Source organism: Streptomyces sp. NPDC050388 (genome assembly GCF_040655635.1).
GTDB lineage: Bacteria > Actinomycetota > Actinomycetes > Streptomycetales > Streptomycetaceae > Streptomyces.
This window is the reverse complement of the sequence record NZ_JBFAKH010000073.1, coordinates 1-12433: the sequence shown is the minus strand read 5'-3', so window position 1 is coordinate 12433 and position 12433 is coordinate 1. Positions and strand designations below refer to the sequence as shown.

Genomic DNA, 12433 nt, shown 5'->3' with positions numbered 1-12433 from the left:
CCAGCGTTGCCTGCTCCGTTGTCCCGGGCGGTCCCCATCATCGGGGAAACCGGCCGACCAGTCGCTGCGAAACGGAAATTTCACCCGGGCGTGCCCTGTCCCCGGCCCGGATCGTCGGTCCACCGGACTCCGGTGCGGGAGCCGCCGCCGCGCATGCGGTCGGGTGCCGCCGCTGGGCGGCACCCGACCGGAGAGGAATCACTTCCGGGGCGCGGCCCCGCGCTCCCTCAGCAAGGCGGTCATCAACTCCACCTCCGACTGCTGGCCCTCGACCATGCTCTGCGCCAGCCTCTGCTCGGTGTCCACCTCGCACCGCGAGACACAGGCGCGGGCCATGTCGACGCCGCTGATGTGGTGGTCGATCATGAGCTGGAGGTAGAGGATCTCCGCCTGATCGTCCTCGAGCTCACCGAGCCGGTCGAGTTCCGCGGCCGTGGCCATGCCCGGCATCAGGGACCCGTCCTTCGACTCGTGGTTCTCGTGGTCACCGTGCATCCACGCCATGTACCCGTCGGGCGAGATCTTCGGCAGCTCCCACAGATCGAGCCAGCCGAGCATCATGCCGCGCTGGTTGGCCTGAGTCTGCGCGATGTCGTACGCGAGACGCCGGATGTCCTCGTCGGCCGTACGGTCACGGACGATGTACGACATCTCCACCGCCTGCTGGTGGTGGACGGCCATGTCGCGAGCGAAGCCCGCATCGGCGGAGTCCGCAGCCGGAACGCCGACCGTCCGCTCGTTCTCCCTGCTCACCATGGTCAGGACCGACAGGGCCACGACCACGGCGACGAGGGCCGCCGCGCCGACGGTCAGCCAGCGGGCGAGGCCGGGCCGCGGGCCGGGTGCCTCTCCCGGATCCGTGGCCCGTTCCGCCATGAGCGTGCCGGTCATGACGCCATCAAGCCGCCCGAGCAGGCGGCGCCCGGCTCAGGGGTCTGGGGGCCCTGGACGTACTTGGTGAAGAACTGGTCGATCCGCGGATCCGATGCCTTGTCCACGGTGAGCTGGCGCCCCCAGGCCGACAGCATGATCGCTCCGGACTGGTCCGTGACCGGGCTCATCAGGCTGTACGGGGTCCTGGAGACCTTGTCCCCGAGAGCCTTGATGTCGGCGTCGGCGGCCTTGTCGTTGTAGGTGACCCAGACTGCGCCGTGCTCGAGGGAGTGGACGGCGTTCTCGTTCGGTATCGCCTCGGTGTAGACGGTGCCCTCGCAGGTCATCCACGCCTGGCTGTGGTCGCCGCCGACCGGTGGGCTCATCGCGTACTTCACGGCGCCCTGGACGTGGTTCCGGGTGAGCTTCTCCGCCTCCCAGGTCTTCTCACCCTGTACGGGCTTCTTCGCCTCGGCCGCCTGCTGCTCGCTCTTCTCGTCGGCGCTGTCGAGGGCGTACCCGCCCCACCCGACCAGCCCCGCGACGATGACCGTGCTGAGCGTGATGGTGATGATGCGGCGACGACGCTCCTGCGCTCTCTCGACGCGACGCATCTCTTCGACGCGGGCCTTGCGGGCAGCCGCGGCTTCCTTCTTGCTGGTCTTGCTCATGACTGAGTGAGCCCTTCTCCCGCCGTTCGGCGGTGGGTGCAGGGGTGTGATGGACGGATACCGCTCGGCACCTGCGCGAACGTGAGCGCGGGGCGCGGCGGGGCACCGTCAGGTCCGTTGCACCTGGAGGACGTGGAGGTCGGGAGCGCTGTGCACCGGCGGGGGCTGTGCGAGGACCGCTGGGTGCCGCTCCGGACACGGGAAGCCCGGCATGCGGGTCAGGACCAGGGGCGGAGTCTGCGCGGGCGCGCCGAGTACGACCGGTACGTCGTGGACGACGGGGGAACAGCAGGGAGCGCCGGGGGAACAGTCGCCCTGCCGGACGAGGGACATGACGGGGTGCTCGGCCGGGGCCCCCGCCGCCACCGTCCTGCCCGCGGACAGGGCGGTCGGGGGAGCGGCGTCGTCCTCGGCGCCACTGTGCCCCGCGTACCCCAGGCACACCACCAGGGCGGCGAGCAGGACGGCAAGGGCAGGGCAGAGGACCGCGGTGCGAACCGTCCACCGCGGGCCGTGTCCTCTGTCCTGCGCCGACTGCGCACAGCTCCTCATCAAGGGTGATGTTAGGCGGTCCCTGCGGGAGACCTGGCGGCCGGTCCCGGACTGTCAGTGATCGTGCCCGTTTGTGCGGATCGGGCGGACGGAGGTGCGGGATGCCCCGTGGTGAGAACGGTCGGCGCTGCGGCCGCTCTCGAGGTGTGCGGGCCGTGCGCGAGGTACCCGTGAGGCGTGTGCGCAGGGTTTGCCCCCCTCTCGGAAATACCCCCGGGGGTACCTGTGTTACTGTCGATGACATACCCCCAGGGGTAATTCTTCGCTGAAGGGAGTACCTCGTGTTCTTCGTCGACACGATCGAGGTGCAGGGGCTCGGCAACCGCGGTTATCTGGCGGGAGGCGAGCGGGCGTCGGTGGCGGTCGACCCGCCGCGCGACGTCGACCGGGTGATCGCGGCGGCCGTGCGGCGCGGGGTGCGGATCTCGCACGTCGTCGAGACGCACCTCCACAACGACTACGTCACCGGTGGTCCGGAGCTGGCCCGGATCACGGGCGCCGCCTACCTCGTGCCCGCCGGGGCCCGTGTCGCCTTCACGCGCGTACCGGTGCACGACGGCGACCACGCGGACATCGACGCCGCTGCCGGTCTGACCCTGCGCGCCCTGGCCACGCCCGGCCACACCCCGCACCACACCTCCTACGTGCTGGAGGAGAACGGCACGGCACGCGCGGTCTTCACCGGCGGCTCGCTGCTGATCGGCACCGTCGGACGCCCGGACCTCGTGGAGCCGCGCCTGACCGAGCACCTGGCCCGGGCACAGCACGCCTCCGTGCGCCGGCTCGCCGCCGAACTGCCCGAGGAGACGGCGGTACTCCCCACGCACGGCTTCGGCAGCTTCTGCTCGTCCACCCAGGCCGAGGGCGACAGCACGACGATCGGCAAGGAGAAGGCCTCCAACGAGGCCCTCACCCGGGACGTGGACACCTTCGTCGCCGACCTGCTGGCCGGTCTGGAGGACATCCCCGCCTACTATGCGCACATGGGACCGGTCAACGCCAAGGGCCCCGCGCCCGTCGACCTGACCCGGCCCGCCCTCGCCGACGCCGAGGAGATCGCCGCCCGGCTGGCGGCGGGGGAGTGGGTGGTGGACCTGCGCAACCGCGTCGCCTTCGCCGACGGACACGTCTCCGGCTCGTTCAACTTCGAGGCCGAAGGGCAGCTCGCCACCTATCTGGCCTGGCTGATCCCCTGGGGCAAGCCCGTCACACTGCTCGCCGAATCGTCCGAGCAACTCGCCCTCGCCCAGCGTGAGTTGGTCCGAGTGGGCATCGACCGTCCGGCCGCCGCGGCCACCGGAGGGCCGGCCGACTGGGTGCGAGAGGGCGAGGAGCCGGCCTCCTTCCCGCGGGCGACCTTCGCCGACCTCGCCGGCCGGTACCCCGCGGAGGGCGTCGTCGTCCTCGATGTCCGGCGTGATGCGGAGCGGGCAGACGGACACGTCCGGGGCTCGGTGCACATTCCGATCCACACCTTGCACAGGCGCCTCGACGAGGTTCCCGAGGGCGAGGTGTGGGTGCACTGCGCGGGCGGTATGCGTGCCGCCGTCGCCGCCTCCCTTCTGGATGCCGCGGGGCGCGACGTCGTCGCCGTGGACGACTCCTTCGACGCGGCCGGGCGGGCCGGACTCACCGTCCGCAAGGGCTGACGGCGGCTGACGGCACGGACGCCGCAGCGGGCCGCGCCGGCCCTTCGCGCCGGCATGGGAAACACAGGAGCAGGAAACCGACATGAGTATCTTCCGGCGAGGCCGCAGCGGCCCGGACCGCGTGACCGTGCGGCAGGCGGAGCACGCTCCCCGAGCCGTCCACCCGCCGTTGTCCACGACGGCCGCCCGGGCCGCGGCGGGGCTGACGGTGGCGGACCCGCGCAGCACGAACGGCGTCCTCACGTGAGCGCTCTCGTCCTCGCCCTGGTGGCCGGGGCCGTGATCGGTTTGGCACTCGGTGCGCTCGGAGGCGGTGGCAGCGTGCTGGCCGTCCCGGCCCTGATCTACCTGCTCGGCTCCACCCCGGTCGAGGCCGCCACCGCGAGTCTGGTCATCGTCGCGTTCACCTCGGTCGCCGCATTGCCCGCGCACGCCCGTGACGGCCGGGTGCGGTGGTGGACGGGGATGCTGTTCGCGGCGGCCGGGATCGGCCCGGCGATGCTGGGCGGTGCGCTCGCCGGACGCCTTCCGGAGACGGCGCTGACGGCGGCGTTCGCCGCGGTGGCGGCAGCGGCCGCGCTGCGCATGCTGCGGGCCCGGCCGCTCGCGGACACCGTCGTGCCGGTCCGGCCGGGCCGCGCGGCGGCGGCCGGCGCCGGGCTCGGCGCCGTCACCGGCGTGCTCGGCGTCGGGGGCGGCTTCCTCGCCGTACCGGCGCTGGTGGGAGTGCTCGGCCTGCGTATGCGTGAGGCGGTGGGCACCAGCCTGTTGGTCGTCACCGTCAACTCCCTGGCCGCGCTGGCGATGCGCACCGGCACGCTCGACACGTTGGACTGGGCGGTCGTCGGACCTTTCGCCGGAGCGGCGATCCTCGGCGCGTGGGACGGGAAGCGGCTGGCCGCGAAGGTCTCCGGAGGCACACTCCAGCGGATCTTCGCCATGGTGCTGTTGACCGTGGCCGCCCTCATGCTGCTCGACGCGGTGATGACGTGACGCGCCGCGGCCCATGCACCCCGGCGAGTCCTGCGCCGGGAAGGCGAGCCCTTATGCCAGGGACAGGAACAGCTTCTCCAGCCGGGCGCGCATCTGCTCGGTGTCCTCCCCGTTCTTACGACCGGACTCCATGTCCACCACGCACTGCTGCAGACCCGTCGCGATGATCGCGAAGCCGGCCCGGTCGAGCGCGCGGGAGGCCGCGGCGAGCTGCGTGACGACCTCCTCGCAGTCGCGCCCCTCCTCGATCATCCGGATCACCCCGGAGATCTGACCCTGCGCCCGGCGCAGCCGGTTCAGCACGGCCTTCAGAGCCGCACCCTCGAGCTCCAGTTCCACGACCACTCCTCGTAGCAATACCCCTAGGGGTACTGTACGTCCCGATTCGGGACCACGTCGACCACCAAGGATCACACCTGACATGACCAGCCCCCTCACCCCGGTCACCCTCGGCACCGACCAGGCCCGGGCCCGCCTCGACGAACTCACCGTCATCGACGTGCGCACGCCCGCCGAGTACGCCTCCGGCCATCTGCCCGGCGCCCTGAACATCCCCCTGGACCAGGTCCGGCGCGCCCTGCCCGAGATCCGGCACGCCGCCGAGCGGGGAGACGTCCTTCTCGTGTGCGCCTCCGGGGCCCGCTCCAAGAACGCCTGCACAATGCTGGCCGAACAGGGCGTCCCCGCCGCCACGCTCGTCGGAGGCACCGGCGCCTGGGCCGCCGAGGGCCACGATCTGCACCGTCCCGCCGCCTGCGCCACCCCGGCCGGATGGAGCATGGAGCGCCAGGTCCGTTTCACGGCCGGCACCCTGGTGCTCCTCGGTCTCGTGCTCGGCCTGCTCGTGCACCCGGCGTTCCAGCTCCTCTCGGCCGGGGTGGCGGGCGGCCTGGTCTTCTCCGCGCTCACCGACACCTGCGGCATGGCGGTCGTGCTGGCCAAGCTGCCCCACAACCGCCCCCGCGCGGCCGACCTCGACGCCGCGCTCGCCGCCCTGCGCGGCCGCTGAGCCCGCCGGGCCGCTTGGGCCGGCCGCCCCGAGGGACCGGTCGGCCCAAGCGGATGTCCCAGTCGTCGAACAGACTGGAGGTGCGGGACCCCGGCATTGCGCCGGTGCTCGGCACACACTTGGCCGACGGCGCGCCGCCGGGTTCCTCACCCCACCGGCGAGCAAGAGAGCGAGGACCGTCATGAAGGGCTACGTCTTCCACGGTCCCGGACAGGCTTCCTGGGAAGAAGTCCCGGACCCCGGCATCAAGGAACCCACCGACGCGATCGTCCGGGTCGACGCCGTGACCATCTGCGGAACGGACCTGCACATCCTCAAGGGGGACGTGCCCGAGGTGCAGCCCGGCACCGTGCTGGGGCACGAGGCGGTCGGCGAGATCGTCGAGGCGGGAAGCGACGTGCGCACGGTGCGCCCCGGGGACCGGGTGCTGGTCTCCTGCATCAGCGCCTGCGGACGGTGCCGGTACTGCCGCGAGGGCATGTACGGCCAGTGCCGGGACGGCGGGGGCTGGATCCTCGGGCACCTGATCGACGGAACCCAGGCCGAGTACGTCCGTGTGCCGTACGCCGACCTGTCCGTACACCCGCTGCCCGGAGCTCTGGCCGGTCAGGACGCCGTGCTGCTGGCCGACATCTTCCCCACCGCCTACGAGGTGGGCGTGCTCAACGGAAGGGTGAGGCCCGGGGACACCGTCGTGGTCGTCGGGGCCGGCCCCATCGGGCTGGCGGCCATTGCCACCGCCCGGCTTTTCGCACCCGAGCGGATCGTCGCGGTCGACCTGGCCGACGCCCGGCTCGAGGCCGCCAGGAGCCTCGGCGCCGATGCCGTGGCCGACGCGCGGGAAGCCCCCGAGCAACTGATCACCGACCTCACGGACGGGCTCGGCGCGGACGTCGTCATCGAGGCGGTCGGTGTGCCGGAGACCTTCGAGATGTGCACGCGCATGGTCCGGCCCGGCGGGCACGTGGCCAACGTCGGCGTGCACGGCAAGCCCGCGACACTGCATCTGGAAGACCTGTGGATCAAGAACGTGACCATCACCACGGGCCTGGTCGACACCCGTTCCACACCGACGCTGCTGCGGATGGCGTCCGCCGGCAGGCTTCCGACCTCGCAACTGGTCACTCACACCTTCTCCCTGGACCAGATGGAGGAGGCCTACGACGTTTTCGGCAACGCCGCCGAGACCGGCGCCCTCAAGGTCGTGCTCGGCGAACCACGGCATGACGTCGTGGCCACGCGGACGACCTGACAGCCGGCAGCCCGACACGGCGTGGCCGGCGACTGGCCGCGCCGGCTGTGGGAGGAGGTGAAACGCCATGACCGGCACCGTGTTGGTTACCTACGGGACCACGAACGGATCGACGGCACGGATCGCCGAAACCGTCGCCGACGTCCTGCGGAAGGGCGGGTTGACGGTCGAGACCCTGCCCGCCCGGTCCGTCGTGAGTGTGACGTCGTACGACGCCGTGGTGGTCGGCGGTGGGCTGTACGCCGGACGCTGGCACAAGGACGCCCGTCGGTTCGTCCGCCGGTACCGCCGCGACCTGGCGAAGCGCCCGGTGTGGCTGTTCAGCAGCGGCCCGTTGGACGCCACGGCCTCGGAACGGGACATCCCGCCCGTGCCCGGTGTGAAGAAGGCCGTCGCCGAAATCGACGCCAGGGAGCACGTCACCTTCGGTGGTTGTCTCGAGGAGGGCGCGAAGGGATGGGTCGCCCGGATGATCCTCCGTGACGGGAAGGGCGGGGACTTCCGCGACTTCACGGCGATCCAGACGTGGGCGGCGCATGTCGCCGACGATCTGACGCACACCTGAGAGCGGGCTGGAGGACTGTGCCCGACCCAGACCCCGGTGCCCGGCACCGGGGTCGCCGTGGTACCTGTGCCGACTCCCTGTCGCCGCGCTGCCACCAGGCCGTTTTCCGGTGTGAAGGGGGACTGTCGGCCCTCACCTTCCAGCCTCGTCCCGCTCAGGGTGGAAGACGCAGAAGGCGTGAAAGGCGCAGTACCCGCTGTACCAGGAGGAGGACGGGCTGACGATGTACCCCCATGACGGTTTCCGTGAACTCGGTCGGCAGGAGTGCCTGCGGCTGATGGCCGAGGTGCCCGTCGGCCGCATCGTCTTCACGCGCCTGGCTCTGCCCGCCGTGCTGCCGGTCAACTTCTGCCTGGACGCCGACGGTGCGGTGCTGCTGCGTACCGCAGAGGCCTCGGAACTGGTCCGCGCGATCGACGGCGCGGTGGTCGCCTTCGAGGCCGACGACGTCGATGCGGCCCGGCAGGCCGGCTGGAGCGTGGTCGTCACGGGCCCGGCCGCGGTGGTGACCGACCCGGCCGAGCACGCGCGCCTGTCCCGCACCGGTCCGGTCTCCTGGGCGCCCGCGGCGCGGGAGGTCTTCGTCCGTATCGAGCCCGAGCTGGTCACCGGGCGTGAACTCGTCGGCGGACGCACCCTGTACGGGGTGAGCCTGGCGGCAAAGGACGGCTGACGGCCGCCAACTGGCCCAGTACCGTGGGACGTTCGGCCCGCCCGCCGGGCCCTTCAGCCCCTCCGGAGGACGTCGGCGGCGCGGGACATTGAAGGAGCAACGAGAGTCGTCCACCTCCTGCGCCACCCTCTGGAAGGGATGAGCACCATGGCAGTTCACGACCACCCCCACCGGCGTCCGGGATTCCGCTTCCCGTCCCCGCACCGGGCCGGGACGGCTCCCGTGTCCGCCGAGCCGGCGACCGCGGCGGCGACCGAGACCCGCGCGTACGTGCTCGCCGGGCTCCGCCTGCTGACGGGTTTCGTCTTCCTGTGGGCGTTCCTGGACAAGACGTTCGGCCTCGGCTACGCGACCCCCTCCGGCAAGGGGTGGATCGACGGCGGGTCGCCGACCGAGGGATTCCTCAACGGCGTCGCCGTCGGGCCGATGGAGTCCACCTTCCACGCCTGGGCCGGGGCCGCCTGGGCCGACTGGCTGTTCATGCTCGGTCTGCTCGGCGTCGGCCTCGCGCTGATCGCGGGCGTCGGCCTGCGGCTCGCCGCGGTCGCGGGCACCGTCATGATGGCGCTGATGTGGGTCGCGGAATGGCCGCCGGCCCAACACCTGTCGGACGGGTCGCCGAGCATGTCGACGAACCCGTTCGCCGACTACCACCTGGTCTACGCCGTGGTCCTCGCCGCGCTCGCCGCCGCGGGTGCCGGCGCCACCTGGGGACTGGGCAAGGTCTGGGCGCGGCTCCCCTTCGTCAGCCGCAACCGCTGGCTGCTCTGACGGCCGCGGAATCGTCGGACCGGGGCACCTCCGCTCGTCGGCGGGGGTGCCCCCTCGTCCGTGTCCCCGCCGACGCCGTACGGTGAGGCTCCGCGCGACCGGGCCCGAGGGCCTCCGGTCACCTGCTGTCGCTGACCCCGGTCCCGAGGAGCGCGGTCCGCCCGGCCTCCAGGCGGGCCACCGGGACACGGAACGGGGAGCACGAGACGTGGTCGAGGCCGGCGGTGTGGAAGAAAGCGCACCGGCTCCGGGGCGCCGCCGTGTTCGCCGCAGACGCCGTTCTTCAGCTCGGGCCGGGCTGCGCGGCCCTCGGCGACGGAGAGCCTCACCAGGCGCCCCGCATCGTCGAGGTCGGTCGCCTTCGCTCCTCTCCCTTCACGACACGCGCCCGCGTGGCGCCCGCACGACGGGGCTCAGGTCTGCCGGGGGACGACGGCGACCGGGCACGTGGAGTAGTGCAGCAGGGCGTGGGCGACGCGGCCGAGTTGCAGACCGAAGTGGCCGTGGCGCCGCAGAGCGCCGACGACGATCAGGTCGGCTTCGGCCGATGCGTGCAACAGGACCCGGTGGGCGTGGCCTTCCACCGGCCTGCGCCGCACCTCGACCTCGGGGTGCTCCCGCATCGCCTGGTCCAGTGCGTCGGTGAGGTCGGTCGTGGCGCGCTCCTCGTGGGCACCGGCGGCGTCATCGACGAGGAGGGGATGGTCCACGTGCTCGTGAGCCGGGCTGCGCCAGGCCCGTACGGCGTCGAGGGCGGAGCCGCGGGCCTCGGCCGCACGGAAGGCGAACCGTACGACACCCGTGCTCGTGGCCGGGTCGCCGACCCCCACCACCACCCGCCCGAAGCGGCCCTGTCGGTTCTGTTCCGCACCACGGACCACGATCACCGGGCACACGGCACGGGCCGCCACGGTGAGGCTGACCGATCCCAGCAGCAGCCCGGCTATTCCGCCACGTCCGCGTGAGCCCGTGACCAAGGCGTATGACTCGCTTCCCGCCTGCAGCAGCGCGGACACGGCATCGTCGGGCTGCACGTCGCCCGACACCTTCACCTCGGGATCGCGGAGTCGGGCACGTTCGATGCCGGACGCGATGATGTGCTCCGCCGTGACCTCCTCGACGGGGCGATCGGTCCTGAGGGAGGGGCGGGCCGCCTCGTAGCGCTCCCACAGGGAGGCATGGACCAGGCGCACCGGCAACCCCCGGCGTGCCGCTTCGTCCACCGCCCAGTCCAGTGCCTGAAGGCTGGAATCCGATCCGTCGACGCCCACGACCAGCGGGAGTTGCATCGGTTCCCTCACTTTCCTACGTGGCCACCGACAGACCCCGTCCCCGTACCGTCGCACTGCCCGTGGCCCGCCGCGACATGCGGACCGCACCACCGGTGCCCGGGGGCCCGCGGCGGCTCAGGGGTGGATGTCGAGGACGTCCGGCACCGGGCGTCGCGGGGTGCTGGGGCCCTTGGGGCCGTATCCCAGGCGCAGCACGATCTGGATGTGCCCGGTCCCGGACACGGGGTCGCGCAGCGGCCAGCGCAGGTCACTCCACTCCAGGGCCTGAGTGGCGAAGGAACTGGACAGGCCCTCGAGGGTGGCCAGCAGCAGGACCCGTTCCATGGCCTGGCCGGCGCGCAGCCAGTCCTCCGGGTGGTCGCGGGAGGTGCTGAGGACGGCCAGCTGGGGGGTCCGTTCGAACTCGGCGGTGCCGCGGCCGGGCACCGGCCTGCTTCCGGCGAAGTCGCGCATGGGCGCCTTGCCGCCGTGCTTGCGCGGCCCGAAGGCGTAGTCGGGCACTCCGTCCGGGGCCGTGTTCCCCGCCGGAGCGTCGATACGGGTCCACTCCGCCAGGTCCTGGCCGCTGCCCCGGTCCGTGAGATTGCGTGCCTCGGCCTCCTCCAGCAGTTCCAGCACCTGTTGCAGGTGCCAGGAGGACGGGAAGGTCAGCGTCGCTCCCTCACTGCGGGCGGCGTCGGCCAGGGCCGTGCGCAGCTCCTGGGGGATCTCGGTCTCCTCGAACGGGAAACGGCTGCTGTGCCGCTGGTGGATCGCCGGGTACAGCGCGGGGAGATCGCTTCGACTGCTCCCGGGAGCGGTCAGCCGTACGGCGGCGAGCAGCGCGGGGTCGGCCGGGTCGGGCAGCAGCCGGACTGCCGGGTGCCATCCCTCGTGGGCCAGCGCGACCCGCAGATTCAGCAGGGCGGCGCCGCCGCCGAGGTGCAGGGCACGGTTGTCCGGGTCGACGTGCGGCAGGACGCGGTCGAGGTCCGCGCGCACCTGGAAGGTACGGCTGCCCCGGAAGTAGCGGAAGTGCCACGGCTGTGCGTTGTGCATGGACGGGGCGGCGGCGGCGTCGTGCGCAAGGGCCGCCGCCCGCTCGTCCGGCAGGGTCTGCTGATTCACAGGAGGGCCTCCTGCTCACTCTCCGGCCGGGGTGATGCGGCGTCCGGTCAGGCGGGTGGGCCGGATCGACACCCACATCTCGCGCTCACCCCCGGCCCACGGCGCGGTGTGGGCGCGTTCGGTCAGCCGCCGCACCTCGTCGGGCTCGGTGGCCACCCGTGCGGGGCCGACGGCGAGCACGCTCCAGCCCCGGCTCATGGCCTCGTCCACATGGTCGACCTCGAACGCGACGTCCGATCCCACGGCGGCCGCGGGCACGGAGTCGGGAGCGGTCCGGAAGGCGATCGCGTCGTCGACGACCTCGTAGTTCACCGGGACCACCGCCGGCCCTTCGGGTGTGGCCACCGCGATGCGCCCCACACCGTGCGTGGACAGCAGGGCACGGCACTCCTCCGGTCCGAGGTCCCGCAGCTCGGGGTGCAGCAGCGCCGTGCCCCGGCCGGGTGGCAGATCGACGCCACTCCCGCGCAGTGCCTGGACGCTGGTGCCCAGCGCCGCAGCCAGCCGGATGAGGGTCGCCAGGCTCGGATCGGCCGGGTGTTCCTCGAGATAGGCGAGGTAGTCCGGCGCCATCCTGGCGCGGCGGGCCGTCTCTCCCCGGCTCAGGCCCCGTCGGGTGCGTTCGGTGGCCACCCGCCGGCCGATGTCGCCGGGGTCGGGCGGGCCGGCGGGCGGGGGCGCGCCGGCCCCGGTATCGGTCTCGGGTTCGTGTCCGAGGTGCTTGATGTGGGCGTCGGGGCCGGGGAAGACGAGGGTCACCTCCTGCGTGTCCGACCAGCGCACGTCGTAGGGAGGGGTGCCGTCCTCGTGGTGGAGTCCGACGATCTCGCCGTCGCGCCGGGTGGCGCCGGTCGCCGGGCCTTCGATGACAAGTTGATCGCCGAGGTGAGCTCGCATGATCGCCGCCCTCAACCCATGATCTCGATACGACGCGGCTTGGCCTCCTGGGTCTTGGGGACGCGCACCGTGAGGACTCCGCCGGTCAGCTCCGCGGTGATGTGCTCGGTGTCGACGTTCGGAGGCAGA

At 72.4% G+C, this 12433-nt stretch carries 16 protein-coding genes and 1 pseudogene; 8 read left to right on the top strand and 9 right to left on the bottom strand.

The window, feature by feature from the left end:
* Positions 1–198: 198 nt before the first annotated feature.
* From AB0I73_RS31280 to AB0I73_RS31270, 3 genes are all read right to left on the bottom strand, one after another.
* Positions 199–756, bottom strand: a complete 558-nt coding sequence (locus AB0I73_RS31280) for a DUF305 domain-containing protein (protein WP_363043056.1) — start codon at positions 754–756, stop codon at positions 199–201.
* Positions 757–887: 131 nt separating this feature from the next.
* Positions 888–1544, bottom strand: a complete 657-nt coding sequence (locus tag AB0I73_RS31275; protein WP_363043010.1) for a DUF3105 domain-containing protein — start codon at positions 1542–1544, stop codon at positions 888–890.
* Positions 1545–1652: 108 nt separating this feature from the next.
* Positions 1653–2096, bottom strand: coding sequence for a hypothetical protein (locus AB0I73_RS31270; protein WP_363043008.1), 444 nt, complete (start codon positions 2094–2096; stop codon positions 1653–1655).
* Positions 2097–2377: 281 nt separating this feature from the next.
* On the opposite strand from AB0I73_RS31270, the gene AB0I73_RS31265 reads away from it, so the two are divergent.
* From AB0I73_RS31265 to AB0I73_RS31255, 3 genes are all read left to right on the top strand, one after another.
* On the top strand, positions 2378–3745 hold the full coding sequence (locus tag AB0I73_RS31265; RefSeq protein ID WP_363043006.1) for an MBL fold metallo-hydrolase: 1368 nt from the start codon (positions 2378–2380) through the stop codon (positions 3743–3745).
* A gap of 82 nt (positions 3746–3827) precedes the next feature.
* Positions 3828–3992: a hypothetical protein gene (locus AB0I73_RS31260; RefSeq protein WP_363043004.1), complete on the top strand. Its 165-nt coding sequence runs from the start codon at positions 3828–3830 to the stop codon at positions 3990–3992.
* Positions 3989–4738 (top strand): sulfite exporter TauE/SafE family protein, encoded by a 750-nt coding sequence (locus tag AB0I73_RS31255; protein ID WP_363043002.1) that lies wholly within the window; start codon positions 3989–3991, stop codon positions 4736–4738. The genes AB0I73_RS31260 and AB0I73_RS31255 overlap by 4 nt, the downstream gene beginning before the upstream one ends.
* Positions 4739–4789: 51 nt before the next feature.
* Here the strand turns inward: AB0I73_RS31255 and AB0I73_RS31250 are convergent, their stop codons facing one another.
* Positions 4790–5077, bottom strand: a complete 288-nt coding sequence (locus AB0I73_RS31250; protein WP_363043000.1) for a metal-sensitive transcriptional regulator — start codon at positions 5075–5077, stop codon at positions 4790–4792.
* 82 nt (positions 5078–5159) lie between these two features.
* Between AB0I73_RS31250 and AB0I73_RS31245 the strand changes: the two genes are divergently transcribed.
* The 5 genes from AB0I73_RS31245 to AB0I73_RS31225 all read left to right on the top strand — a co-directional run bounded on the left by AB0I73_RS31245 (position 5160) and on the right by AB0I73_RS31225 (position 9008).
* The gene (locus tag AB0I73_RS31245) at positions 5160–5747 is read left to right on the top strand and encodes a rhodanese-like domain-containing protein (RefSeq protein ID WP_363042998.1); all 588 of its coding nucleotides are present in this window, start codon (positions 5160–5162) and stop codon (positions 5745–5747) included.
* A gap of 181 nt (positions 5748–5928) precedes the next feature.
* Entirely contained in the window at positions 5929–6999 is a 1071-nt protein-coding gene (locus AB0I73_RS31240) for a zinc-dependent alcohol dehydrogenase family protein (RefSeq protein WP_363042996.1), read from the top strand.
* Positions 7000–7066: 67 nt separating this feature from the next.
* On the top strand, positions 7067–7564 hold the full coding sequence (locus tag AB0I73_RS31235; RefSeq protein WP_363042994.1) for a flavodoxin domain-containing protein: 498 nt from the start codon (positions 7067–7069) through the stop codon (positions 7562–7564).
* A 223-nt stretch (positions 7565–7787) separates the two neighbouring features.
* Complete coding sequence (locus tag AB0I73_RS31230) at positions 7788–8237, top strand: pyridoxamine 5'-phosphate oxidase family protein (RefSeq protein WP_363042992.1); 450 nt, start codon at positions 7788–7790, stop codon at positions 8235–8237.
* Positions 8238–8384: 147 nt separating this feature from the next.
* On the top strand, positions 8385–9008 hold the full coding sequence (locus AB0I73_RS31225; protein ID WP_363042990.1) for a DoxX family membrane protein: 624 nt from the start codon (positions 8385–8387) through the stop codon (positions 9006–9008).
* A 118-nt stretch (positions 9009–9126) separates the two neighbouring features.
* On the opposite strand, the pseudogene AB0I73_RS31220 reads toward AB0I73_RS31225, so the two are convergent.
* From AB0I73_RS31220 to AB0I73_RS31200, 5 genes and pseudogenes are all read right to left on the bottom strand, one after another.
* Positions 9127–9346 (bottom strand): annotated as a pseudogene (locus tag AB0I73_RS31220) (putative PEP-binding protein); the annotation flags it as partial.
* Between the two features lie 75 nt (positions 9347–9421).
* The gene (locus tag AB0I73_RS31215; protein WP_363042988.1) at positions 9422–10297 is read right to left on the bottom strand and encodes a universal stress protein; all 876 of its coding nucleotides are present in this window, start codon (positions 10295–10297) and stop codon (positions 9422–9424) included.
* 117 nt (positions 10298–10414) lie between these two features.
* Positions 10415–11338, bottom strand: coding sequence for a nitroreductase family protein (locus AB0I73_RS31210; protein WP_363043054.1), 924 nt, complete (start codon positions 11336–11338; stop codon positions 10415–10417).
* A gap of 84 nt (positions 11339–11422) precedes the next feature.
* On the bottom strand, positions 11423–12304 hold the full coding sequence (locus tag AB0I73_RS31205) for a pyridoxamine 5'-phosphate oxidase family protein (RefSeq protein WP_363042986.1): 882 nt from the start codon (positions 12302–12304) through the stop codon (positions 11423–11425).
* 11 nt (positions 12305–12315) lie between these two features.
* Positions 12316–12433: Hsp20 family protein (locus AB0I73_RS31200; protein ID WP_363043052.1), on the bottom strand; the 118-nt coding region annotated here is incomplete at its 5' end.